The organism is Streptomyces sp. NPDC059443, assembly GCF_042750105.1.
GTDB lineage: Bacteria > Actinomycetota > Actinomycetes > Streptomycetales > Streptomycetaceae > Streptomyces.
Map to the genome: position 1 here is coordinate 31,760 of NZ_JBHYVM010000047.1, position 23,198 is coordinate 54,957.

Below are 23,198 nucleotides of genomic sequence, written 5' to 3' on the forward strand. Positions count from 1 at the left end.
TCAGGAGGCCTTGCCGTAGAGCTGGTTGATCAGGGAGGTCAGCACCTGGTCGGTGCGCGGGCCGTAGTTCAGCAGGACCCCGTCGTCGATGCTGATCACCCGCCGGTCCATCCCGGCCGGGGTCTGCGCGACGCCCGGGATCTTCACCAGGCCGTCCACCCCGCCCACGGACTCCAGGCCCTTGGACATGACCAGGATCGCGTCGGGTGCGGCGGCCGCCAGGGCCTCGCTGGTGATCGGGGTGAAGTCCTTGCCGAGCCCCGACTCCGGGCCGGTGTCCACCGCGCCGGCCGCGTCCAGCAGGGAGCCCGCACCGGAGTCGGAACCGCCCATCAGGTACACGGAGGCGGTGCCGCGCAGGTAGAGGAAGGCCACGCGCGGCTTCTTCCCCGAGTGGCCCGGGGCCGGCAGGCCCTTGCGGGCGGCGGCGATACGCTCGGCGGTGCGCTGGCCCAGCCGGGTCCCGGCGTCCTTGACGCCCAGCGCGGCGGCGACCGCGTCGGTCCGCTTCGCCACGTCGTCCAGGGACTTGGCCGGGGCGACCACGAGCAGCGGGATCCCCGCGTCGCGGATCTGCCGGATCGCCTCGGCGGGTCCGGAAGTGGTCTCGGCCAGGACCAGGGTCGGGCGCAGCGACAGCACGCTCTCGGCGGAGACCTCGTGGCCCCGCGTCACCACCGGGAGGTCCGCGGCCTGTTCGAAGGTGGCGGTGATGTCCCGGGCGACGACCTTGGGGCCGAGTCCGAGGGTGTACACGATCTCGTTGAGGCTGCCGGTCAGCGGGACCACCCGGTCGGCGGAGGCGACGGTGACCCGGGTGCCGTCGGCCGAGGTCACGGTCGCCGGGAGGGCGGGTACCGGCGTCCCGTCGAGCGGTTCCACCCGGTCCGGGACGGCGGCCGCGGCTCCGGCTCCTGCTCCTGTCGTGCGGGCGGGGGAGGCCGTACCTCCGCAGGCCGTCACGCCGAGCACCAGGACCAGGGAGGTCAGGGCAACGGCGAGGCCGGGCAAGCGGGTTGACGCGGCGGGCGTAGGCACGAAGGCACCGTCCTGATCGTCCGACTGGGGGGTTCGAGATTCCGGGGCCGGGGGGTTTCACACCCGGCCGGATGTAGCTTAGGTTAGCCTAACCTCGCTTGCTAGACCCCGGAGGGGACAATCATGTCCGCAAGACCCACCCGTGCGTCCGCGGTCGCCCCCGTCGCCCTGCTGGCGACCCTGGCGGCCCTGTTGGGAGCCCTGCTCCCGGCGACCGCCGCCCAGGCGGCGGGCCGCACCGTGGAGGGCGGCCGGCTGGACTGGGGCATCAAGTCCTCCTTCCAGAGTTACGTCACCGGCCCGGTGGCGAAAGGTGGTTTCAAGCTGAAGGGCGGCGCCGCCACCGTCGGCGGCAGCCTGTTCCGCTTCCACTCGGCGACCGGCTCCTACGACCCGGACAGCGGCTCCCTGGAAGCCTCCTTCAGCGGCGGCGTCGCCTTCCAGGGCCACCAGAAGCCCGACGGCGCGTACGAGCTGGACCTCAGCGTCAGCCGCCCCACCGTCAAGATCAGCGGTGGCGGCGGCACCCTCTACGTGGACGTCTCCAGCAAGGCCAAGGACAGCGGCGAGGTCACCACCGCCTCCCAAGTGCCCTTCGCCACGCTGGGCCTGAGCGGGGTGAACATGAAGGGCGGCGGCAGCCCCATCGCCCTCACCAACATCCCGGCCACCCTCACGGACCAGGGCGCCAAGGCCTTCGCCGGCTACTACGCGGCCGGCGCCCAGCTCGACCCGCTCTCCCTCTCCGCCGACGTCAAGCCCGCCGCGGCCGCAGCGGACGCCGGACAGCCCGCGACGCGGACCCCGGCCGCCGAGTCGCCGGGGGCCTCCCAGGCGCCGCAGGGCGCCGGGGCGTTCGCCGACGCCGCCGTGGACTGGGGAGTGCGGCGCACCTTCCGCGAGTACGTCTCCGGTTCCGTCGGCCAGGGCAAGTGGGACCTCGCCGAAGGCGCGCAGGACGGCGGAGCACTGTTCCGCTTCCCGCAGGGCAAGGGCGCCTACGACTCCGCGCACGGCACCCTCGACGCGGCCTTCGCCGGATCCGTCCACTTCACCGGAGCCCATCTCGACCTGAAGCTCGGCAAGGTGAGCGTCAAGGTGGAGAACGGCAAGGGCGTCCTCTCCGCCGATGTCACCACCGGTGGGCAGGACACCAGGAACGTGGTCCCGCTCGTCGAGTTCGACGCCAAGGGCCTCAAGGCCGAGGGCGGCCTGGCCACCCTCACCGAAGCCCCGGCCACCCTCACCGAGGGCGGAGCCCAGGCCTTCAACTCCATGTACAAACCCGGCACCGAGATGGATCCCGTCTCGCTCTCCGTCGCCCTCGACGCCGCCGCGAAGCTCCCGGCCCTGCCGAACCTCGGCTCCACGGCCACCCCCGCCGCCCCGACCCCGACCCCGACTCCGGCTCCGGCCGCCGCCGCGAAGGCGGAGGGGACCTCGGAGACCGGCCTGTACGCCGCCCTCGCGGTGGCCGTACTGGTCCTGGCCGGCGGAGCCGCCTTCCTGCTGGTGCGCAAGCGCCGTACGGAGGCCGCCGCGACCGCCGGGTCCGCCGGGTCCGCCGGGTCCGAACCGCAGGACTGACGCACCCCCCTTCCTTCCCCGCCCCTCTCAGGAGACCTCTGACATGTCGTCCACCCGCCGCCCGGTCGCCATCGCGGCCGCCCTCGCCACCGCCGCCGCAGCGGCGATGGGCGCCACCGCGTTCGTCCTGCCCGCCAGCGCCAGAGCCAGCGTCTCGGCAGAGGTATCCGCGCCGATCCCGATCATCGGCGGCACCCTCGACTGGGGCGTCCTGGAGAGCTACCGCACCTACGTCACCGCCGCCGCCAAGGGCGAGATCACCGTTGCCGACGGCGCCGTGAAGACCGACAAGGGCTTCCAGTTCGGTGAGGCCACCGGCCAGTACGACCCGGCCAACGGCCACGTCGTGACCGCCGCCTTCAAGGGCAGCGTCACCTTCAAGTCCGCCGCGCACGGCTTCGAGGTGAAGCTGGCGAACCCGCGCATCGACTCGGGCAAGAAGACGCTCGTCATCGACGTCACCCGCGACGGCAAGCTCACCGCGGACGTCCCCTTCGCGAACGTGGCCTTCGGCCAGGGGCCGATGACCAACCTGGTCACCACCCTGACCGCCGAGGCCGGCAAGCTGCTCGGCTCCGACACCTACGCGGGCAAGACCGGCGACCCGCTGACGGCCGTACTGAAGTTCCCGGCGGCGCCCTCCCCGAATCCGTCCGCCACCCCGACCCCGCCCCCGACCCCGTCGGCCACTCCCTCGAAGCCGTCGGCCACCCCCTCGGCCCCCGCGAGCTCCTCCCCGGCCGCCGGCGGCCCGCAGCAGATCCTGAGCGGCAAGCTGGGCTGGGGCATCAAGGAGTCCTTCCGCAAGTACGTCCAGGGCGCGGGCGGCACCGTCACCCCGGCGAACGGCGCGGTCGCCAACGGCGACAGCTTCGCCTTCGGCGGCGGCAAGGGCACCCTCGACACCAAGGCGCTGAAGCTCAACGCCTCCTTCGCGGGCAGCCTGCGCTTCCAGTACGCGGGCCACGGGATCGACATGACCTTCGGCAACGTCCGCATCAATGCCGAGGGAGCCAAGGGCACGCTGGTCCTGGACGTGAAGACGGCGGCCGGCGCCAAGCAGGACGTCCCCTTCGCCACGCTCGACCTGTCGAAGGTCGAGTACAAGACCAAGGGCGGGCTGCTGGCCCTGAACGCCGTGCGTACGGCGCTCACCGCCGAAGGCGCCGCGGCCTTCGCCAACGACACCACCGGTTCCATGTACAAGGCCGGCGACCGGGTGGACGACGTCAACCTGACCGTCTCCGTCGACAAGGACGCCGCTCTGCCGACCACCGCGCCGACGGCGGCCCCCACCGCCACCACCCCCGCACCCGCCGGCGGCACCGGCGGGAGCGTCGGCGGCAACCTCGCCTCCACCGGCGCCGAGATCCCGGCCGGCACCCTGCTCGGCGCCTCCGGGGCCATCGTGGCCACCGGTGCCGGAGCGGTGTACCTCGCACGCAGGCGGCGTATGGCCCAGGACTGACCCGTGCTTCAATGCCCGCGTGAACGATCTCGACGTCCTGAGGGTCTTCTGCGCGGGTGACGGCAGCCACGGCAACCTGCTCGGCGTCGTACGCGACGGCCGGACCTGCCCCGACGACGAGTCCCGGCAGGCACTGGCCGCCGAACTCGGCTACAGCGAGACGGTGTTCGTGGACGACCCCGAGCGCGGGGTCGTCGACATCCGCACCCCCGGCACCCGGATGTCCTTCGCCGGGCACCCGCTGGTCGGGGTCGCCTGGCTGCTCGACATCGAGGAGCTCCAGCCGCCCGTGGGCGCCGTATGGGCGCGCGACGACGGGGAGTTCACCTGGATCACCGCCCGCCCCGAGTGGGTCGAGGGCAAGCGCACCGAGCAGTACGCCACCGCCGCCGAGGTGGAGGCGCTGCCCGCCCCGCCGCCGGGCGAGGGCTGGCTGTACGCCTGGGCGTGGGAGGACGAGGCCGCGGGCCGGATCCGGGCCCGCGGCTTCCCCCGCCGCCCCGATGGGGTGATCGCCGAGGACGAGGCCACCGGCTCGGCGGCGATCGTGCTGACGGCCGAGCTGAACCGGGCCCTGAACATCACCCAGGGCGCGGGCTCCCAGATCCTCACCGCCCCCGGCCCGGACGGCACCGTGGAGATCGGCGGCCGCGTCCGCTTCGACCCGGGCGCCAACTGAGTACGCCGGCGCGCGCGGTTGAGTACGCGCACTCTGAGGCCGGGGCGCCGCGGGGTGCTGAGGTGGAGCCATGAACACGACCCCGGCCCCGGCCCCGCTCTCGCCTCAGGCCCCGGCCTCGCCCCCGACCCCGGTTTCCCAGGGCCCCGCCGACACCCGGCAGCAGTGGCTGCTGGTGCCCGCGCTCTTCTCGGCGCTGGCCGTGGCGGCCGGGGCTTACGGCTACGAGACCTCGTACCTGCCCGAAGCGCCGCTCTGGCTCTCGCTCCCGTACCTGCTCCCGCTGGGCCTGGTGGCCGCGACGTGGCGCCGGCCGCGGACGGCGGACCAGCGCATGAACCGCATCGTCACGGGCGTCTTCGGCTGCGCGTCCGCCCTCCTCTACGCGAAGGCCGCCCAGGTCGCCCTGATGGCCATCGGCATCGCCGTGTGGCTGGTCCAGGGCGACTGAGTACGCCGGCGGTCCCCACTGAGTAGGACCGCCCTGCCGGAGCGGCGTCCCGGGTGCTGCACTGGGCCCATGGACACGATCACGAGCCCGGCCGCACCGCGGAGCCCGGCAGCCCGGTACCGCTGGCTGGAGCCCGCCCCCTTCTCGCTGCTCATCCCGGCGCTGGGGTGGTACGACCACGTGCAAGGCCGTGCCGATGTGCCCCCCTGGATCTATCTGCCCGCACTGGTCTTCGCGGTGGCCGCGTGGTTCGGCCGCGACCGGCCGCAGCGCATCGGCCTCGGGGTCATCGGCTGCGTGCTCGCCTGGCGCGCCACCGACGCGTTCATGACGGTCGGACTCTTCGCCTGGGCGCTGCACGGGGTCGACTGACGCGCAATCCACGCATCGCCGCAGGCGGCCGCGCGGCTGCACGACTACGCGCTCATCGGGAACTGCTCGCCCAGCTCCCGGAACACCGAGCCGTTGAAGTCGAAGGCGCGCTTGCACTCGTCGATGATGCGCTGCTTCTCCAGGTCGTCCGCGGCGATCGCGTCCAGCAGCTCGCGGTAAGTCCGCTTGAAGGCGGCCGGGTTGGAGATGCCGGCGAAGACGTAGAAGCGGACGCCGTCCCCCTTGCGCTCGAAGCCCCACGTCCGCTCCGCCTTGTCGCGGATGATCTGGCCGCCGGAAAGGTCGCCCAGGTAACGGGTGTAGTGGTGGGCGACGTACCCGCCCGGCCAGGAGGCCGCGCACTCGGCGACGCGGGCCGCGTACGCCTCGGTGGAGGGCAGCGCCACCAGCGTCTCGCGCCACCCCGGACCCCGCAGGTGGGCGAGGTCGCGCTCGATCTCGGCCACGCGCATCAGCTCGGGCTGGATGAACGGTCCTGCGACCGCGTCGTCCTTGAGGGCCTCGGCGGCGTCCTCCAGGGCCCGGTACACGAACCACAGCTGCTCGGTGTAGCGGGTGTAGGCGTCGACTCCGAGCCGGCCGCCGAGCAGGTCGCTCATGAAGGTGGAGGTCTCTGCCTCGGTGTGCTGCTCGTGCGAGGCGACACGGATGACGGTGGAGAAGGCGTCCAAGGCGGACCTCCGAGAAATCGGAAGAAAAGGAAAGGGGGACACGGGCGCGACGGCCTTGCCGCCACGCCCGATCCTCCTACTTAGGCTTGCCTAAGTCAATGTGTTCCCGACGCCCTGTCGGTAAAACCTCCGCGAGGTGACTTCTTCGTCAGGGGAGCGTCAGGATCTCCGCCCCGGTGTCCGTGACCACCAGCGTGTGCTCGAACTGCGCGGTGCGCTTGCGGTCCTTCGTGACGACCGTCCAGCCGTCCTCCCACATGTCGTACTCGTGGGTGCCCAGGGTCAGCATCGGCTCGATGGTGAAGGTCATCCCGGGCTCGATGACGGTGGTGGCGTGCGGGCTGTCGTAGTGCGGGACGATCAGGCCGGAGTGGAAGGACGAGTTGATCCCGTGGCCGGTGAAGTCCCGGACCACGCCGTAGCCGAAGCGCTTCGCGTACGACTCGATGACCCGGCCGATGATGTTGATCTGGCGGCCCGGCCGGACGGCCTTGATGGCGCGGTTCAGGGCCTCGCGGGTGCGCTCCACGAGCAGCCGCGACTCCTCGTCCACATCGCCGCACAGGTACGTGGCGTTGTTGTCTCCGTGCACCCCGCCGATGTACGCGGTCACGTCGAGGTTCACGATGTCGCCGTCCCGCAGGACGGTCGAGTCGGGGATCCCGTGACAGATGACCTCGTTGAGCGAGGAGCACAGGGACTTGGGGAAGCCGCGGTAGCCCAGCGTGGAGGGGTAGGCGCCGTGATCGCACATGTATTCGTGGGCGACCCGGTCCAGCTCGTCGGTGGTCACCCCCGGCGCGATCAGCTTGGCGGCCTCTTCCATCGCCTGGGCGGCGATCCGGCCGGCGATGCGCATGGCCTCGATGGTCTCGGGCGTCTGCACCTCCGGTCCGGTGTACGGAGTGGGCGCGGGCTTGCCCACGTACTCGGGACGGCGGATGTTTCCGGGAACGGAACGGACGGGGGTGAGCTCGCCTGGTACGAGCAGCGACTGGCCAGACATACAAGCGAGTGTATCGAGCGGGTATGGGGCAGCATGGCGACAGAGAGAGGAGCCCGACGATGGCCCTGTTCAAGAAGCGTCAGGTGGGCAAACCCGGCGAGTGGTACTACTGCCTGGTCCACAAGAAGGTCGAGGAAGGCCCCGAGTGCCCGGCGAAGGACCGTTTCGGCCCTTACTCGACGCCCGAGGAGGCGAACCACGCCATGGAGACGGCGCAGGAGCGCAATCTCGAATGGCAGAACGACCCGAAGTGGAACGACAAGACCCGCGAGGACGAAGAGGGCGCCCCGTAGTCGGGCCGCCATCAGCGGCTACCAGCGGCTGGGCGGCGGCGAGGTCAGCTGGTCCGCCAGTCGCGCCAGCCGGTCCCGGAACCGCCGCGGCCCGCGCTGCGCGGGCAGGCTGTTCTCCCCGGCCGCCGCGCTGACCAGGTGCTGCACGGTGTCCAGATCCATCCCCCAGCTACCGCTGGGAGGCGCCCCCTGGGAGGCGCCGCCGGGCACCGACAGCGCCTCGTGCGCGAGCGTCCCCAGATCCGGATCCCCGCCGTCCAGGGAGAGTACGGTCGCCCCCGCGCGCCGGGCGTCGTGGACCCGCTCCAGCAGCCCCTCCCCGGGCCGTTCCGGAGCCACCACCAGCAGGGTGTGCCCGCGCCGGGCCGCCTCCAGCCGGCTCAGGCCGACCGACAGGTGCGGGGCGTCACCGGGCAGCACGTGGTGCCGTACGAGCGTGGGCGCCAGCTCGGGCTGCCCCGACCAGGCGGCCTCGTCCACCAGGTGCGCGGCCATGTGCCAGGGCTCGTACAGCTCGGTCCCGACGAGCAGCAGGTTCCCGCCGGCCGGGACGACCGACCGCCGCAACGTCACGGCGAACCGCCGCGCGGCCCCGGGCCACTCCGTACCGGCGAGCACCTCGCGCAGCAGCGCGACTCTCACGGCATCCATACCGGCATCCTGCCGCATAGAAGGGACATACGGGAGCCGTTCCTCCGCATCCCGCCCCCGCCTGCCGCCCGTTCCCGGGGACCTCGCGGGGATCTCCCGGGGATCTCACATCCGCCGCGCATTCGACTCTGAGGATCCCGGCATTACCCTCGCCCCCATGACCTCGACAGACAGCACGCAGCAGCCCCCCGCGAAGGCTCCCGCCAAGGACCCGTGGGACCTCCCCGACGTTTCCGGACTGGTCGTGGGCGTCCTCGGCGGCACCGGGGACCAGGGCCGGGGCCTCGCCTACCGGCTCGCCCGGGCCGGCCAGAAGGTGATCATCGGTTCCCGCGCGGCCGACCGGGCGCGGACCGCCGCCGACGAGCTCGGCCTCGGGGTGGAGGGTGCGGACAACGCCGAATGCGCGCGCCGCAGCGACATCGTGATCATCGCGGTGCCGTGGGAGGGCCACGCCAAGACCCTGGAATCGCTGCGCGAGGACCTCGTGGGCAAGCTGGTGGTGGACTGCGTCAACCCGCTCGGCTTCGACAAGCAGGGCGCGTACGCCCTCCAGGTCGAAGAGGGCAGCGCGGCCCAGCAGGCCGCGGCCCTCCTCCCGGACTCCCGCGTCACGGCGGCCTTCCACCACCTCTCGGCGGTCCTCCTCCAGGACGAGTCGGTGGACGAGATCGACACCGACGTGATGGTCCTCGGCGAGGTCCGCGCCGACACGGACATCGTCCAGGCCCTCGCCGCCCGCATCCCGGGCATGCGCGGGGTCTTCGCCGGCCGCCTGCGCAACGCCCACCAGGTCGAAGCCCTGGTGGCCAACCTCATCTCCACCAACCGCCGCTACAAGGCCCACGCGGGCCTGCGCGTCACGGACGTCTAGGTCGCCACGTCACCACGTGCCGGTCCGCCCGGCCCCCCTGCCACGCCTCGCGCGGCAGGGGGCCGGGGGGCCGGGCGGGCCCGTCAGCTCCGGCGTCCGCCGCGTCCCTCGACCGGGCCCAGGTGGGCCACCACGCCGCGGCAGAACCGGTCCACGGCATCGTCCACGCTGCGGATGAAACCGGACTCGGTGTTCCCGCGGGTGCTGCCCATGCCCTTGATCAGCGACAGCCGGAAGCCGGTGACCGTCGCGCCGTCGGCGGGCAGCAGGTCGCCCGGCTCGGGCCGCAGCCGCTCCAGGGTGCCGCGCGGCCCGTTCCCGGCCTCGACGAGGCTCTCCACGTGCAGATCGGCCGGAGCCTCGGCGAGCAGCCGGACCAGCCGCTTCGCCGTGGCCAGCGGGTACGCGCCCTCGGGGGCCGGCACGTCCACGGACGTACGGACCTTCGAGGTCCTGAGGTCGGCGCTCACGGCGATGACGCTGCTGGTCCCGTCGATGCGCAGTTCCGCCGAGAGCTTCCCCTCGGCGCACAGCCTCTCCGCCGCCGCGATCCGCCGGGCCTGCGGATCGCTGCCGCGCCGGGCGCGCTGCACGGGGAGCGCCTTCTGGCCGAGTTCGCCGCCCAGGCGCAGGCAGACCTGGCGGATGAGCCGCTCCCAGCTCTCCACGACCTCCACGGCGCGTGCATCACCCCGGCTGAGGGTTTCGTCCTCGATGCCGTTGCGTACCGGCACCCAGGCGGCGCCCATGTTCTGGAACCCGTGGCAGCCCGACTGCTCGTGCTGGAGGTACTCCAGCAGCTCCTGGAGGAGCCAGGCGTGCGCGGCGTTGCCCACGCCCTCGTGCCGGATCAACAGCTGCGCCTGGTGGGCGACTTCGGCCCAGGAAAGGTGCCAGAGGCTGACCTTGTGCTTGCGCCGGCCGTCGACCTTCACGTCCACCATGGCGCGGCCTTCGAGGGCCACGTCGTTGGAGAGGGTGATCACGGCCTCGTAGCCGCGGCGCGTGGCGATGTCCACGTACTGCTGGATCTGCTCGGCCTTGAGCGGGTTGCCGTTCGTCTTCGTCTCCACGAGGGCCGTCCACAGCTTGCCCGCGCGCTCCACCCGGATCACCCCGTCGGGGCGCCGCGGGGTGTCCCCGTGGGGGAGCGAGACCTCGGTGAAGGTCTGCATCCGGCCGGCGGGCGCGCCGAACGCGGCGGTGAGGCGGCGGCCGAACTCCGGTACCTGTGCCATGACGGACAGCAGCACCGAGGTGGCGCGCACCTCGCGCTCCTTGTCGCTCTTGAGGGTGGGCACGGGGAACAGGCGCGCCTGGCTCCAGGACTCGTTCTCGGCGAGGGAGTTCTTGGCCACCTTGGGCAGGGTGACCTTCTTCCTGGTCGTACGGGGACTGCGGCCGCGGGTCTGCGCCGGTACGGAGGCGGCGGCTCCGGCGGCGGGCTCGGTGGCGGGAGCCGGCGGCTCGGCGGGCCCGGCGGCGGGCCCGGCGGCCGGCTCGGTGGCGGCCTCGGCTGCCGGCTCGGCCGCGGCGACCGGCTCCTCGTCCGCAGGGGCGGCCGGCTCCGACTCCTCGGCCTCCTCCATCGCCGGAATGCCGAAGTCCGTGGCCAGGCCCGCGAGCCCGGTCTCGTAGCCCTGGCCGACGGCGCGGAACTTCCACTCCTCGCCCCGCCGGTACAGCTCACCGAAGATGAACGCCCGCTCCACGCCCGCGTCGTCGATCGAGTACCCGACCAGCGGCTCCCCGGAGCGGTCCGCGACCGTCATCCGCAGATCGTCGAGGTCCCCGAAGCGGGCGCCGCCGTACCGGCTGGCCGCCACCACGATCCTGGCGACCCCCTCGGGAACCGCCGTCAGGTCCACGCTGATGCGGTCCTCGTCGCCGTTGTCGGTCGGCGTCTTGCCCAGCAGCTGCACGCTTCCGTCGGCCGCGGCCGGGCTGTCGTTCCGTGTGTCTACGGCACCGCGCGTGCGGTGCGCCCCGGCCGAACCGTAACCGGGACGGGGGAAAAGATCACGAGAAGGCGGAAAACAACCGGACGGGAGCACGCCGGGGCATGGGGGACACTGGAGGGGCTTGAACCGCTTCAGAGCCCCGAGGAGCCCGCCGCCATGCCCCGCCTTGCCGTGTTCGCCATCGTTCTGTGCGCCCTCGCCGTGGCCGCGGCCGTCGTCTCCTTCGTCCACGGGAACCTGCTCGGGATCGTGTGGGTGCTGATGGCCGGCATCACGTCGAACATGGCGTGGTACTACGTGCGCAAGGCGAAGATCGAGAAGGCCGCGCGCGGCGGGGGCCAGGCTTAGCCCCTCCGGCCGGCTAGGAGATCTGGCAGTAGCCGTTGGTGTCCTGCCAGAACCGGTAGAGGCTGTGCCCGCAGGCGGCCTCCAGGTCGCTGACGCCCAGCGCCGACAGCACGCCGTAGACCAGGTCGAAGAAGTACCCGTTGATCTCGGGGATCCACAGCAGCGCGAAGACGGCCAGCAGGCCGAACGGCGCCAGCGGCGCCACCTCGCGGCGGACCCGGGGGGAGAGCCAGGGCTCGATGACCCCGTAGCCGTCGAGGCCCGGGACCGGCAGGAAGTTCAGGATCGCCGCCGAGACCTGGAGCAGGGCCAGGAAGGCGAGCGCGAAGCGGAACACGAACGGGACCCCGTCCAGGGCGTTCAGCCAGAACGGGGCCGTGCACACGGCCGCGAAGGCCACGTTCGTCAGCGGGCCCGCCGCCGAGATGAGGCTGTGCCGCCAGCGGCCCTCGATCCGGTCGCGCTCGATGTACACCGCGCCGCCGGGCAGGCCCAGTCCGCCCATGATCACGAAGAGCACCGGCAGGACGATGCTGAGCAGCGCGTGCGTGTACTTGAGGGGATTGAGCGTCAGATAGCCCTTGGCGCCGACGCTGAGGTCGCCGCTGTGCAGGGCGGTACGGGCGTGCGCGTACTCGTGGAGGCAGAGCGAGACGATCCACGCCGCCGTGACGAAGAGGAACACGGCCAGCCCGGTGCTGGTCGAGTACCCCGTCCACACCGCCCACCCGGTCACCGCCATGACGGCGAAGATGCCGATGAAGACGGGACTGATCCGCCGCTCGCTGCGGTCGTGACTACGGTTGACGCTCCCCAGGTGACCCATGCGGCGAACCTATCCCGTTGACGGCGCCGAAGGGGGGCCGGGGCCAGGGACAATGGGCCGGTGCGTTACGCGATCCTCGGCACCACCCAGGCCATCCGCGACGACGGGAGCACCCTCCCCGTCGGCGGAGCGCGGCTGCGCGCGCTCCTGACCGCGCTCGCGCTGAGGCCCGGACGGGCGGTGCCCACGGCTTCGCTCGTCGCCGAGGTCTGGGACGGGGACCCGCCGGCCGACGCGGTGGCCGCGCTCCAGGCGCTGGTGGCCCGGCTGCGGCGGGCGCTGGGGCACGAGCACGTGCGGTCGGGGGAGGACGGCTACCTGCTCGTCGCCGCCCGCGAGGACGTGGACCTGTACCGCTTCGAGCGGCTCGTGCGGGCGGCGGCCTCGGCCGGGGACCCGGCCGAAGCGGCCGCCCTGTACGAGGAGGCCCTCGCGCTGTGGCGCGGCGAGGCGCTCCGCGACCTCCCCGACCGGGAGGCGGAGGCCGCCCGCTGGGAGGCGCTACGGCTGGACGCGCGCCGGGGCCGCCTGGGCGCGGCCCTGGCTCTGGGCGAGGCGGAGGCCGCCCTTCCGGAGCTGACCGCGCTGTGCGCCGGGCTGCCGCTGGACGAGCCGTTGCAGGCCCTGCGGATCCGGGCGCTGCGCGACGCGGGCCGCCCGGCGGAGGCGCTGGCCGCCTTCGAGGAGGTCCGGCGCGGCCTCTCGGACCACCTGGGCACCACCCCCGGCCCGGCCCTGCGCACCCTCCACGCGGCCCTGCTGAGCCCGGCGGCGGCCACCGCTCCGGAACCGGCCTCTGCACCGACCCCGGCGCCGGAGCCCCGCGCCGAGAGCCCCGTACCGGCCGGGCAGGGCAATCTGCGCGCCCGGCTGACGACCTTCGTCGGCCGGGAGGACGACATCCGGGTCATCGGGGCCGATCTCGCGCGGGCCCGGCTCGTCACGCTGCTGGGGCCCGGCGGGGCCGGGAAGACGAGGCTGTCGCAGGAGGCCGCCGAGGCCCATGCCGGGGGCGGGTGGCCCGACGGGGTGTGGTTCGTGGAGCTGGCCCCCGTCGACGGCCCGGGAGGCGCAGGGGGCGCCGACCCCGCGGAGGCCGCCGCTGACGTGGCCGAAGACGTGGCCGAAGACGTGGCCGAGGACGTGGCCGAGGCGGCCCTCGCCGCGCTCGGGGCCCGTGAGACCAAGCTGCGCGGTGCCTCCGCCGAGGAGATGCGGGTGCTGACCGACCGGGTGGGGGACAGCGCCCTCGACCGGCTCGCGGAGCACTGCGCACGGCGCCGGATGCTGCTGATCCTCGACAACTGCGAGCACGTGATCGAGGCCGCCGCGGGCCTCGCCGAGCGGCTCCTCATCCACTGCCCCGGCGTGCAGATCCTCGCGACCAGCCGTGAACCCCTCGGCGTGCCCGGCGAGACGCTGCGCCCCGTGGAACCGCTGCCCGACCCCGTCGCGCTGCGCCTCTTCGACGACCGGGGCTCCGCCGCCCGCGCCGGGTTCACGATCGACGAGGATCCGGCCTCGGCCGTGGAGATCTGCCGCCGCCTGGACGGTCTGCCGCTGGCGATCGAGCTGGCCGCCGCCCGGCTGCGGCTCCTGACCCCGCGGCAGATCGCGGACCGGCTGGACGACCGTTTCCGGCTCCTGACCAGCGGTTCGCGCACCCTCCTGCCGCGCCAGCAGACCCTCCGGGCCGTGGTCGACTGGTCCTGGGACCTCCTGGACGAGCCCGAGCGGACGGTCCTGCGGCGGTTGTCCGTCTTCGCGGGCGGCTGCGATCTGACGGCCGCCGAGGCCGTCTGCGCCGAGGACGGGGACCTGGACGTCGCCGATCTCCTGGGCTCCCTCGTCGACAAGTCCCTGGTCGTCGCCGCCCCCGGCCCCGACGGCAGCGGCATGCGCTACCGGCTCCTGGAGACCGTCGGCGAGTACGCCGCCGAGCGGCTCGCCGCGGCCGCCGGGGACCAGGAGGCCACCGAGCGCCGCCACCTCGTCCACTACCGCGAACTCGCCCGCGCCACCGACCCGCAGCTGCGCGGGCGCGGCCAGCGGGCCGCAGCCCAGCGGCTCGCCACCGAGTACGAGAACCTGCGCACCGCCCTGCGCCGGGCCGTCGGCCTGCGCGACGCGGGCGAAGTGCTCTGCCTGATCCACTCGTTGTACTGGTACTGGCACATGCACGATCTGCGCACCGAGATGCGGCACTGGTCCAACGCGGCGGGAGCCTTCGGCCCGGACCCCTTCCTGCCGCCCGCCGCACCCGCGGAGCCCGTGTACGAACAGATCGCGGACAGCCCTCCGCCGTACACCGGGGAGCTCCTCACCGAGGGCTGGCGCGGGGTCCGCCTCATCCAGCTCGCCGCCCGCGACCAGAACAACGAGAGCTGGTACGCGCCTTCGATCCGGCTCCGGATCGAAGGCATGATCGAGGTCTACGGCCCCGGCCTGCCGCAGATCTGCCGCAACCCCGGCGGGCTGTGGATGTACGCCGTCATGCTCTACGGGGATCCGCAGCTGCTCCGCCGCGTGGTCGACGAAACCGTGGCCACCACCCGCCGGCTCGGCCACCCCTGGGAACTGGCCTCGGCCCTCCAGCTGCGCGCCAACATCCTCGCCAACCGCGCCGACTGGGCCGGCAACGCCGCCCGGGACGCCGAGGAGAGCCTGGCCCTCTTCGAGGAGATCGGCGACGACTGGGGCTGCGCGGAAGCCCTCTCCGCCCGCGCCGAAGCCCGTGAGAAGAGCGGCGAGCACACCCTGGCCGCCGAGGACTACCGGGCCGCCGTCGTGCACGCCGAACGGCTCGGCGCCAAGGCCCAGGTGACGGTCCTGCGGGTCCGCATGGCCGGGGCCCTCCTGGAGAACGGCGACGGCGCGCTGGCCGAGGAGATCCTCACCGGGATCCTGGACACCCCGCAGCGCTACGGCAACGAGGCCATGCCCGCCGCCCGGATGTTCCTCGCGACCCGGCTCGGCCACACCGGCCGGATCCCCGAGGCCCGCGCCCAGATCCAGAACCTGCGCGAGGAGTTCGCGTTCGGGGCCTACGCCCTCTTCGACGCCTTCCTGATGGGCATCCTGGCCTGGCTGGACATCGAGGAGGGCAGGTACGAGGACGCCCTGGCCCAGGCCGGCAAGGCACTGGAGGCGGTGGAGGATCCGCTCGCCGCCATGGTCGCTCCCCAGATGCGGGCCGTGTACCTGATGACCGCGGCCGACGCGCACGCCGGTCTGGGCGGCGAGGCGCACGCCCGGTCGGCGGCCCTGCTGCTCGGGGCCTACCGGGCCCATCTGCCGACGGCCCACGTGCCCGTCAGGATGGAACGCGAGTCCGCCGCCCGGGCCACGGGGCGGGCGCGGGCCGTGCTGGGCGAAGCCGCGTACGAGGCCGCGTACGCCGAGGGCGGCGGCCTCACGATGGAGGAGGCCGCCGCCCTCGTCTGATCCGGTCCCCCCGTTCTCACGGCCCGTCCGGGACGCGATCCGCACGGGCCGCCCGGATCAGGTCTTCTGGCGGAACTTGCGGATGGCGAGCGGCATGGTGACCGCCGTGATCGCCACGGACCAGCCGAGGACCATCAGCACGGAGTGGCCGACCGGACCGCCGTTGATCAGCCCGCGGGCCGCGTCGGCCAGGTTGGACAGCGGGTTGTAGTCCGTGAAGGACTGGAGCCAGCCCGGCATCGTGGCCGGCGGGGCGAAGATCGAGCTGCCGAACTGGAGCGGCATCAGGACCAGCATCGCCATGCCCTGGACGGCCTGCGAGGTCTTCATGGTCAGACCGAGCAGGATGAAGATCCACATCAGCGAGGCGCCGAAGACCGCCGCCAGGCCGATGGACAGGAACAGGTCCAGGACCGAGGTCTTGATCGACAGGCCGAGGATGAAGCCCACGGTGAGCAGGATCGCGATGGCGACCATCATGCGGCCGATCTCGACCACGATCTTCGCGATGAGCACGGACGACCGGGCGATCGGCATGGACCGGAAGCGGTCCATCACGCCCTTCTTGAAGTCGTCGTTGACCCCGGTGCCGACACCCATGGCGATGTTCATGCCCATCATGGCCATCAGGCCGGGCACCACGTAGTTGACGTACTCCGCCTGGTTGCCCTTGCCGGAGATCGCGCCGCCGAAGACGAACACGAACAGCAGCGTGAAGATGATCGGCATCAGCAGGACGTCGAACATCGACTCGGGGTCCTGCTTGATCTGCAGGGCGTTGCGGCGCACCAGGGCGCCGATGTGCCGCAGATTGGCCCGCAGGCCGATCCGGCCCTCGCCGGCCGGCGCCGTGTGGTCCGCCCTGGAGGGCGCGGGGGCGCTGGGCTTCGTCGTGGTTACGGTGCTCATGCCGCGACCTCCTCGGTCTGCTCGGTGGGGACGTGCTCTTCGGTCGCGGCGGGCTTCTGGCCGGTGATGGCCAGGAACACCTCGTCGAGGCTGGGCAGGTAGGTGCCGAGGTCGGCGATCGGGTACCCGCGGGCGGCCAGCAGGCCCACCACCGCGGTCAGCTGCTCGTCGCTCAGGATCGGGACCAGCAGGACGCCCTCGTCCGGTACGGCCTGCGTGCCGGCCACCCCGTCGAGCCCGGCCTCCGCGAGGGAGCGGGCCATGCCCGGCAGATCGGCGGAGGAGACGGGGCGGATCTTCAGCGTGCGGCCGCCGACCTGCGCCTTCAGCTCGTCGACCTTGCCGTTGGCGATGACCTTGCCGCGGTCGACGACAGTCAGCTCGCTGGCGAGCTGCTCGGCCTCCTCCATGTACTGGGTGGTGAGCAGGACGGTGGCCCCCTCGGCGACCATCCGCTGCACCTCGTCCCACACCTCGTTGCGGGTACGGGGGTCCAGACCGGTGGTCGGCTCGTCCAGGTAGAGGACGGCCGGACTGCCGATCATGGAGGCGGCCAGGTCGAGCCGGCGGCGCATGCCGCCGGAGTAGTGCATGGCCGCCTTCTTCGCGGCCTCCGTGAGGGAGAACCGCTCCAGCAGCTCGTCGGCGCGGGCCCTGGCGTCCTTGCGGGACAGGTCCAGCAGCCGGCCGATCATGTAGAGGTTCTCCCGGCCGGAGAGCTTCTCGTCCACCGAGGCGTACTGGCCGGTCAGGCCTATGGTGCGGCGCAGCTGCCGGGGCTGGCGGACCACGTCGTACCCGGCGACGAAGGCCGTGCCGGAGTCCGGGACCTCAAGGGTGGACAGGCAGCGCACGAGGGTGGTCTTGCCGGCGCCGTTGGGGCCGAGCACCCCGTGGACGGTGCCCTCGCGGACATCGAGGTCCACACCGTCGAGGGCTTTGGTCTCGCCGTAGTGCTTGACCAGCCCCCGCACCTTTACGGCGTGCGAGCCGTTCGGGGGAATGTTGTCGTTTCGCGTCATGTCCACCATGGGACCAGTCGTCACTGACAACCCACCGACAAACGACCGACAGGAAGGCCGACAGCCCGCCGACGTGCTGTCGGCGGGCTGTCGGTGAGGTATCTGCCTCTTAGTGGAACGCGTGCTCCGCCTGCGGGAACGTTCCGCCGACCACGTCCTCGGCGAAGGCCTTCGCCGCGTCGCCCATGGTCTGGCGGATGTTCGCGTACTGCTTGACGAAGCGCGGCAGCTTCCCGCTGGTCAGGCCCATCATGTCCGTCCACACCAGCACCTGCGCGTCGCACTCCGAGCCCGCGCCGATGCCGACCGTCGGAATGTGCAGGGACCGGGTGACCTCGGCGGCCAGCTCGGCCGGGACCAGCTCCAGCACCACCGCGAAGGCGCCCGCGTCCTGCGCCGCCTTCGCGTCGCGCAGCAGCTGGTGGGCGGCCTCGTCGCCGCGGCCCTGGACCCGGTAGCCCATGGCGTTCACGGACTGCGGGGTCAGACCCAGGTGGGACATGACCGGGATGCCGGCCTGGACGATCAGCTCCGTCTGGGCGAGCGAGCGCTCGCCGCCCTCCAGCTTCACCGCGCCGACCCCGGCCTCCTTGACGAGCCGGGTGGCACTGCGCAGCGCCTGTACGGCGCCTTCCTGGTACGAGCCGAACGGCATGTCGCCGATGACCATGGCCCGCTTGGTGCCCCGTACGACGGCCGCCGAGAGCATGGTCATGTGGTCCATCGTGACCGGGACGGTGGTGTCGTAGCCGAGGTGACAGTTGCCCATGGAGTCGCCGACGAGGATGACCGGGATGCCGGCCTCGTCGAACACGGACGCGGTCATCGCGTCGTAGGCGGTGAGCATGGGCCACTTCTCGCCGCGTTCCTTGGCGAGGGTGAGGTCGCGGACGGTGATGCGCCGGGTGCCCGTGCCTCCGTACAGGGTGGCGGAGGCGGCTTCGCGGGCAGGCGAAACGGCATGCGTCATTGCAACTGCTCCTTGATGTTCATCTCGAGGCGCCCTTACGGCGTCCCCGGACTCACCCACCATGGTGGCACTCTCGCGGCCCGGCGGGGAAGTGGCACGAAGACCGGTTCGTCCGCTGTTCGTCACACTCCAGGCCCGCCCGAGGCCTGCTCGGGTCCCCCCTCCGGCGCACATCTGGTGCCGAACCGCCAATGTGCGCGTTTCGTGACAACTGGAACCCCGGCCGCTCGGCCGTTCGTCCTCCCGGACGTACGGCCGAGACAATCGGCACGGAACGCTCCGCATATCGCCTAGGGTCAACGGGCGGGGACGGAGCGCGAGCACGGCAGCGAGGGCAGTGGCATGGCACAGGCGTACAAGACGGAGATGGGGAGCGACGGCCCGGAGCCCCAGCCCTCCCGAACCGGTCTCCCGCGCCGGCTGGCCGATCTGCGGGGCGACCGCGGCATCTGGCGCCGCGGCATCGTGCTGGCCGCGCTCGCGGTGCTGATCTCCCTCGTCATGCTCTTCCACGCCGAGCTGCCCAACGACGTCGGCAACCTCGGCAGCCTCACCGAGACCTTCTTGCCCTGGCTGGGCCTGGCCGTCCCCGCCCTCTTCGCCGCGGCACTCTGGCGTAGGTCGGCGACCGCACTCATCGCGATACTGCTGACCGCCGCGGTCTGGGTGAACCTGTTCGGCGGCCTGGTCACCGACAAGTCCCACGGGGGCGGCAACCTCACGGTCGCCACCCACAACGTGGACGCCGACAACCCCGACCCCGCCGGCACCGCGGCCTCGGTGGCCAAGGCCGGAGCCGACGTCCTGGCCCTGACCGAGCTCAAGGGCAGCGCCGTCCCCGTCTACGAGAAGGCCCTCGCGGACACGTACAAGTACCACTCCGTCGAAGGCACCGTCGGCCTGTGGAGCAAGTACCCGCTGATCTCCAGCAAGCCCGTCGACATCAGGCTGGGCTGGACGCGGGCGATGCGCGCCACCGTCCAGACCCCCTACGGGGAGGTGGCGGCCTTCGTCGCTCACCTGCCCTCGGTCCGGGTCAAGCTCAACGCCGGGTTCACCGCCAACCAGCGGGACAACAGCGCCGACGCCCTCGGCGCCGCGCTCGCCGGCGAACCGCTGAAGAAGGTCATACTGCTCGGCGACCTCAACGGCACGGTGAACGACCGGGCCCTGTCCGAGGTCACCTCGCAGCTGCGTTCCACCCAGGGTGCGTCCGGCGACGGCTTCGGCTTCAGCTGGCCCGCGCAGTTCCCGATGGCCCGCATCGACCAGATCCTGGTGCGCGGGGTCACCCCGGAGGCTTCCTGGACGCTGCCCCGCACGGGCAGCGACCACCTTCCGATCGCCGCCCGGGTCACGGTCAAGCCGTAGCGGCGCGGCCGCGCAGTCCCGTTACGCCTGCTCGCGCCAGCCGTTCGTGATGGGCAGCCGGCGGTCCTTGCCGAAGCCCTTCGCGGAGATCTTCGTGCCCGGCGGGTACTGCCGGCGCTTGTACTCCGCCGTGTCCACCATCCGAATGGTCTTCGCGACCAGCTCGCGGTCGTAGCCGGCCGCGACGATCGCCTCCAGGCCCTGGTCGCGGTCCACGTACAGCTCCAGGATCCCGTCCAGGACGGGGTAGTCCGGCAGCGAGTCCGTGTCCACCTGCCCCGGGCGCAGCTCGGCGCTCGGCGGCTTCACGATGGAGTTCTCCGGGATCGGCGGGGTCTCGCCGCGCTCGGCCGCCGCCCGGTTGCGGTACTCCGCGAGGCGGAAGACGTCCGTCTTGTAGACGTCCTTGATGGGGCCGTACGCGCCCACCGAGTCGCCGTACAGGGTGGAGTAGCCGACGGCCAGCTCCGACTTGTTGCCCGGGGCCAGCACGATGTGGCCCTCCTGGTTGGAGACCGCCATCAGCATGGTGCCGCGCAGCCGGGACTGGAGGTTCTCCTCGGCGAGCCCGGTCAGGCCCAGCGATCCCATGTACGCGTCGAACATCGGCGTGATCGGCACGGTCCGGAACCTCAGCCCGGTCCGCTCGGCCAGGTCGGCGGCGTCGTTCCTGGAGTGGTCCGAGGAGTACTTCGAGGGCATCGAGATGCCGTACACGTTCTGCGCGCCGATCGCGTCGCAGGCGATGGCGGCGACGAGCGCCGAGTCGATCCCGCCGGAGAGCCCGATCAGGACCGAGTGGAAACCGTTCTTGCGGACGTACGCGCGCAGGCCCACGACCAGGGCGTCGTAGATCTCCTCGTCGTCCTCCAGGCGCTCCGCGTAGCCGCCGGTCACGACCGCCTCGTACGGGTCGACCGGTTCCTCGGAGAGGATCACGCGGTCGATGCGCAGGCCGTCGTCGACCGTGCCCTCGACCGGGGTGGCCGAGGCGGCGGGGAGGTCGAGGTCGATGAGTACGCAGCCCTCGGAGAACTGCGGGGCGCGCGCGATGACCTCGCCGCTGCCGTCGACGACGATCGAGTCGCCGTCGAAGACGAGCTCGTCCTGGCCGCCGATCATCGCCAGGTAGGCGAGGGTGCAGCCGGCCTCCTGGGCACGTTTGCGCACCAGTTCGAGGCGCAGGTCGTCCTTGTTGCGCTCGTACGGGGACGCGTTGACCGAGATCAGCAGCCCGGCCCCGGCCGACCGGGTGGCGGGTACGCGCCCGCCCTCCTGCCAGAGGTCCTCGCAGATGGCGAGGGCCACGTCCACGCCGCGCACCCGGATGACCGGCTGCGTGTCGCCCGGCACGAAGTACCGGAACTCGTCGAAGACCCCGTAGTTGGGGAGGTGGTGCTTGGCGAAGCGCAGGACGACCTTCCCGCCGTGCAGCACGGCCGCCGCGTTCTCCGGGGACCCCGCCGGGCGGCCGAGCCGGGGCGCGGCCTTCTCCGTACGGTCGAGGTAGCCGACGAGGACCGGAAGGTCTCCGAGGCCCTCGGCCGCCAGCCGCTCCGCGAGTTCGCGCAGTGCCGTACGGGAGGCTTCGACGAAGGAACCGCGCAGGGCGAGGTCCTCGACGGGGTACCCGGTCAGCATCATCTCCGGGAACGCCACCAGGTGGGCGCCCTGTTCGGCGGAGTGCCGGGTCCAGTGGACGACCGAGTCGGCGTTGGCGGCGATGTTGCCGACATGCGAGTCGATCTGATTCAGAGCGAGACGAAGTTGAGGCACGGGGCCACTCTAATCGTCTTTCTGACGCGATGTCCTGGACATCGCCGGTTCAGTCGATCGGGCCGGCGTACTTCACGGAGGGCAGGCGGCCGCCGGGGGTGATGTCGGCGGTGAGGTTCGCGGTGCCCTTGGGGACCTCGTAGGCGATGACCCCGGTCGCCGAGGAGCCCGGCAGGATGTCGCCCTTGATCATCTTCGGCATGTCCCCGTCGAAGACCATCTTGCCGGCCAGGCCCTGCTCGTCGCGGAGGTTGGGCACCGAGTAGATGACCTCCAGGGTCTCGGTCGAATTGTTGGTGATCGTGAGGGTCACCTGAACCGCGTTGCCCACCTTGATGTACTGGCTGTCGGTGACGTACTTCTTCGGCTTCGACAGCTTCACCTCGACGCCGCTCGGGTACTTGAACGTTTCGCCGAAGGGCAGCGCGCTGGTCAGACCGGGCACCTGCGTCGGCGACGGGGACGGAACCGGCTTCGGCGGGGTGGTGGGGTACAGCGGGGTGGTGTCCTCGTACCGGCGGCGGTCCTTGGAGACCGTCTCGTCGATCTTGCCGACGAGGGTCTGGGTGAGGAAGTAGCCGCCGACCGAGGCGCCGATGGCGACGAGGCCGAGGGCGGTGCCCACCACGGCCATCGTGCCGCGCGGGGCGCCGGAACGGGACCGGGCGACGGCCGCGATGCCGAGGCCGAGGCCGGTCAGGCCGAGGAGGCCGCCGGCCCAGAAGAGGAACGGGATGAGACCGACCAGGATGCCGATCAGGCCGAGGACCAGGGCGGCCACGGCCATGCCGTTGGCGGGGGGCGCGGGCGCCGGATAGCCGAACTGCGCCGCCGGGTATCCGCCGCCGGAGGGCGGGGCCCAGGGGTTGGCCGGGGCGCCGGGGCCGCCGGGTGCACCCGGGCCGCCGGGGGCGCCGTACGGGGCCGAGTACGGGGCTGCGTACGCGGGCGCCGCGGGGGCGGCCGGCGGGGCGGGGGTGACCGGGGCGAAGGCGGTCGGGGTCGGGGTGGGCGCCGGGGCCGGGGCCTCGGGAGCCGCCGGGGTGGCCGGTGCCGGTGCGTCGACCGGTGCCTGTGCGTCGACCGGTGCGCCGGCCGGTGCCCCGGCCGGAGGCGTTGCCTGGGTCGGGGGCTTGGTGAGCGACAGGGGCTGCGCCGGCGCCGGTATGGACGCGTCCTCGGGTACGGCGACGCCCGCGGGCTCCGTCGGCGGGCCGGACGGGGTGCTGGGCGGGTTCGGCGGGGTGCTCATACCGGCGGGATGTCCTTCAGTTCGCAATCGGCGCGTGACGATCACCAGCCTGTCATGAACGCGAGCCCGGCGGCCCGCCATTTCGGCGGCCCACGGGCTTGTCCGGCCCGGCCCGGGGGGGGGGCGGGCCGCCCGCGCGCCCCGCCGCCCCCCGCCCCGCCCCGCGCCCCGCCCGGCGCTCGCTCACCTCGAATAGATCTCAAACACA

At 72.5% G+C, this 23,198-nt stretch carries 20 protein-coding genes and 1 pseudogene; 10 read left to right on the plus strand and 11 right to left on the minus strand.

All coding sequences use genetic code 11. The annotated features are described in order from the left end of the window. Complete coding sequence (locus tag ACFXDJ_RS32860; RefSeq protein ID WP_384851122.1) at positions 1-1,038, minus strand: hemin ABC transporter substrate-binding protein; 1,038 nt, start codon at positions 1,036-1,038, stop codon at positions 1-3. A gap of 123 nt (positions 1,039-1,161) precedes the next feature. Here ACFXDJ_RS32860 and ACFXDJ_RS32865 point away from each other — a divergent pair, with 123 nt between their 5' ends. The 5 genes from ACFXDJ_RS32865 (at position 1,162) to ACFXDJ_RS32885 (ending at position 5,595) form a co-directional block, all read left to right on the plus strand. Further along, positions 1,162-2,625, plus strand: coding sequence for an HtaA domain-containing protein (locus ACFXDJ_RS32865; RefSeq protein ID WP_384851124.1), 1,464 nt, complete (start codon positions 1,162-1,164; stop codon positions 2,623-2,625). Between the two features lie 43 nt (positions 2,626-2,668). Continuing rightward, on the plus strand, positions 2,669-4,093 hold the full coding sequence (locus tag ACFXDJ_RS32870; protein ID WP_384654050.1) for an HtaA domain-containing protein: 1,425 nt from the start codon (positions 2,669-2,671) through the stop codon (positions 4,091-4,093). 19 nt (positions 4,094-4,112) lie between these two features. Continuing rightward, complete coding sequence (locus ACFXDJ_RS32875; RefSeq protein WP_384654049.1) at positions 4,113-4,772, plus strand: PhzF family phenazine biosynthesis protein; 660 nt, start codon at positions 4,113-4,115, stop codon at positions 4,770-4,772. A 70-nt stretch (positions 4,773-4,842) separates the two neighbouring features. Next, positions 4,843-5,223, plus strand: a complete 381-nt coding sequence (locus ACFXDJ_RS32880; RefSeq protein WP_384654047.1) for a hypothetical protein — start codon at positions 4,843-4,845, stop codon at positions 5,221-5,223. Positions 5,224-5,292: 69 nt separating this feature from the next. Beyond that, on the plus strand, positions 5,293-5,595 hold the full coding sequence (locus ACFXDJ_RS32885; protein ID WP_384654046.1) for a hypothetical protein: 303 nt from the start codon (positions 5,293-5,295) through the stop codon (positions 5,593-5,595). Between the two features lie 44 nt (positions 5,596-5,639). On the opposite strand, the gene ACFXDJ_RS32890 is transcribed toward ACFXDJ_RS32885, so the two are convergent. Continuing rightward, on the minus strand, positions 5,640-6,287 hold the full coding sequence (locus tag ACFXDJ_RS32890) for a heme oxygenase (biliverdin-producing) (protein WP_384654044.1): 648 nt from the start codon (positions 6,285-6,287) through the stop codon (positions 5,640-5,642). Between the two features lie 148 nt (positions 6,288-6,435). Next, positions 6,436-7,293 carry a type I methionyl aminopeptidase gene (map, locus tag ACFXDJ_RS32895; protein ID WP_327307005.1) on the minus strand — a complete coding sequence of 286 codons (858 nt, stop codon included), beginning with the start codon at positions 7,291-7,293 and terminating at the stop codon, positions 6,436-6,438. A gap of 59 nt (positions 7,294-7,352) precedes the next feature. Between map and ACFXDJ_RS32900 the strand changes: the two genes are divergently transcribed. Beyond that, positions 7,353-7,586: a hypothetical protein gene (locus ACFXDJ_RS32900; RefSeq protein WP_384654042.1), complete on the plus strand. Its 234-nt coding sequence runs from the start codon at positions 7,353-7,355 to the stop codon at positions 7,584-7,586. 18 nt (positions 7,587-7,604) lie between these two features. Here the strand turns inward: ACFXDJ_RS32900 and ACFXDJ_RS32905 are convergent, their stop codons facing one another. After that, a complete protein-coding gene (locus tag ACFXDJ_RS32905; RefSeq protein WP_384654041.1) occupies positions 7,605-8,237 on the minus strand; it encodes a hypothetical protein in 633 nt (210 codons plus the stop codon). Positions 8,238-8,394: 157 nt separating this feature from the next. Here ACFXDJ_RS32905 and npdG point away from each other — a divergent pair, with 157 nt between their 5' ends. Beyond that, positions 8,395-9,111 carry an NADPH-dependent F420 reductase gene (npdG, locus tag ACFXDJ_RS32910; RefSeq protein ID WP_384654039.1) on the plus strand — a complete coding sequence of 239 codons (717 nt, stop codon included), beginning with the start codon at positions 8,395-8,397 and terminating at the stop codon, positions 9,109-9,111. Between the two features lie 83 nt (positions 9,112-9,194). Here npdG and ACFXDJ_RS32915 read toward each other — a convergent pair whose 3' ends face one another. Further along, positions 9,195-11,033, minus strand: coding sequence for a TerD family protein (locus ACFXDJ_RS32915; protein ID WP_384659089.1), 1,839 nt, complete (start codon positions 11,031-11,033; stop codon positions 9,195-9,197). A gap of 195 nt (positions 11,034-11,228) precedes the next feature. On the opposite strand from ACFXDJ_RS32915, the gene ACFXDJ_RS32920 reads away from it, so the two are divergent. Continuing rightward, on the plus strand, positions 11,229-11,420 hold the full coding sequence (locus ACFXDJ_RS32920) for a hypothetical protein (RefSeq protein WP_384659086.1): 192 nt from the start codon (positions 11,229-11,231) through the stop codon (positions 11,418-11,420). Positions 11,421-11,433: 13 nt separating this feature from the next. Here the strand turns inward: ACFXDJ_RS32920 and ACFXDJ_RS32925 are convergent, their stop codons facing one another. Then, a complete protein-coding gene (locus tag ACFXDJ_RS32925) occupies positions 11,434-12,246 on the minus strand; it encodes a site-2 protease family protein (protein WP_384659083.1) in 813 nt (270 codons plus the stop codon). Positions 12,247-12,306: 60 nt separating this feature from the next. Between ACFXDJ_RS32925 and ACFXDJ_RS32930 the strand changes: the two genes are divergently transcribed. Next, a complete protein-coding gene (locus ACFXDJ_RS32930) occupies positions 12,307-15,690 on the plus strand; it encodes a BTAD domain-containing putative transcriptional regulator (protein ID WP_384851126.1) in 3,384 nt (1,127 codons plus the stop codon). A gap of 57 nt (positions 15,691-15,747) precedes the next feature. Here the strand turns inward: ACFXDJ_RS32930 and ACFXDJ_RS32935 are convergent, their stop codons facing one another. The 3 genes from ACFXDJ_RS32935 to panB form a co-directional block, all read right to left on the minus strand. Beyond that, complete coding sequence (locus ACFXDJ_RS32935; RefSeq protein WP_384659077.1) at positions 15,748-16,599, minus strand: ABC transporter permease; 852 nt, start codon at positions 16,597-16,599, stop codon at positions 15,748-15,750. Further along, the gene (locus ACFXDJ_RS32940) at positions 16,596-17,630 is read right to left on the minus strand and encodes an ATP-binding cassette domain-containing protein (RefSeq protein ID WP_384659074.1); all 1,035 of its coding nucleotides are present in this window, start codon (positions 17,628-17,630) and stop codon (positions 16,596-16,598) included. Before ACFXDJ_RS32940 ends, ACFXDJ_RS32935 begins: the two co-directional genes overlap by 4 nt. A gap of 100 nt (positions 17,631-17,730) precedes the next feature. Next, entirely contained in the window at positions 17,731-18,591 is an 861-nt protein-coding gene (gene panB / locus ACFXDJ_RS32945) for a 3-methyl-2-oxobutanoate hydroxymethyltransferase (RefSeq protein ID WP_384659071.1), read from the minus strand. 425 nt (positions 18,592-19,016) lie between these two features. Here panB and ACFXDJ_RS32950 point away from each other — a divergent pair. Next, positions 19,017-19,962, plus strand: a pseudogene (locus ACFXDJ_RS32950) (endonuclease/exonuclease/phosphatase family protein); the annotation flags it as partial. Between the two features lie 21 nt (positions 19,963-19,983). Here the strand turns inward: ACFXDJ_RS32950 and ACFXDJ_RS32955 are convergent. Both ACFXDJ_RS32955 and ACFXDJ_RS32960 read right to left on the minus strand, forming a co-directional pair. Then, positions 19,984-21,738, minus strand: a complete 1,755-nt coding sequence (locus ACFXDJ_RS32955; protein ID WP_384659068.1) for an NAD+ synthase — start codon at positions 21,736-21,738, stop codon at positions 19,984-19,986. 49 nt (positions 21,739-21,787) lie between these two features. Further along, positions 21,788-22,990: a DUF4352 domain-containing protein gene (locus tag ACFXDJ_RS32960; protein WP_384851128.1), complete on the minus strand. Its 1,203-nt coding sequence runs from the start codon at positions 22,988-22,990 to the stop codon at positions 21,788-21,790. Positions 22,991-23,198: the final 208 nt, after the last annotated feature.

Excerpts from the sequence above, each read along its gene's own strand:
- ACFXDJ_RS32940 (WP_384659074.1), bottom strand. The coding sequence starts at position 17,630 with ATGGTGGACATGACGCGAAACGACAACATTCCCCCGAACGGCTCGCAC.
- ACFXDJ_RS32960 (WP_384851128.1), bottom strand. The coding sequence starts at position 22,990 with ATGAGCACCCCGCCGAACCCGCCCAGCACCCCGTCCGGCCCGCCGACG.
- ACFXDJ_RS32905 (WP_384654041.1), bottom strand. The coding sequence starts at position 8,237 with ATGGATGCCGTGAGAGTCGCGCTGCTGCGCGAGGTGCTCGCCGGTACG.
- panB (WP_384659071.1), bottom strand. The coding sequence starts at position 18,591 with ATGACGCATGCCGTTTCGCCTGCCCGCGAAGCCGCCTCCGCCACCCTG.
- ACFXDJ_RS32925 (WP_384659083.1), bottom strand. The coding sequence starts at position 12,246 with ATGGGTCACCTGGGGAGCGTCAACCGTAGTCACGACCGCAGCGAGCGG.
- ACFXDJ_RS32920 (WP_384659086.1), top strand. The coding sequence starts at position 11,229 with ATGCCCCGCCTTGCCGTGTTCGCCATCGTTCTGTGCGCCCTCGCCGTG.
- npdG (WP_384654039.1), top strand. The coding sequence starts at position 8,395 with ATGACCTCGACAGACAGCACGCAGCAGCCCCCCGCGAAGGCTCCCGCC.
- ACFXDJ_RS32880 (WP_384654047.1), top strand. The coding sequence starts at position 4,843 with ATGAACACGACCCCGGCCCCGGCCCCGCTCTCGCCTCAGGCCCCGGCC.
- ACFXDJ_RS32865 (WP_384851124.1), top strand. The coding sequence starts at position 1,162 with ATGTCCGCAAGACCCACCCGTGCGTCCGCGGTCGCCCCCGTCGCCCTG.
- ACFXDJ_RS32885 (WP_384654046.1), top strand. The coding sequence starts at position 5,293 with ATGGACACGATCACGAGCCCGGCCGCACCGCGGAGCCCGGCAGCCCGG.
- ACFXDJ_RS32870 (WP_384654050.1), top strand. The coding sequence starts at position 2,669 with ATGTCGTCCACCCGCCGCCCGGTCGCCATCGCGGCCGCCCTCGCCACC.
- map (WP_327307005.1), bottom strand. The coding sequence starts at position 7,293 with ATGTCTGGCCAGTCGCTGCTCGTACCAGGCGAGCTCACCCCCGTCCGT.
- ACFXDJ_RS32935 (WP_384659077.1), bottom strand. The coding sequence starts at position 16,599 with ATGAGCACCGTAACCACGACGAAGCCCAGCGCCCCCGCGCCCTCCAGG.
- ACFXDJ_RS32900 (WP_384654042.1), top strand. The coding sequence starts at position 7,353 with ATGGCCCTGTTCAAGAAGCGTCAGGTGGGCAAACCCGGCGAGTGGTAC.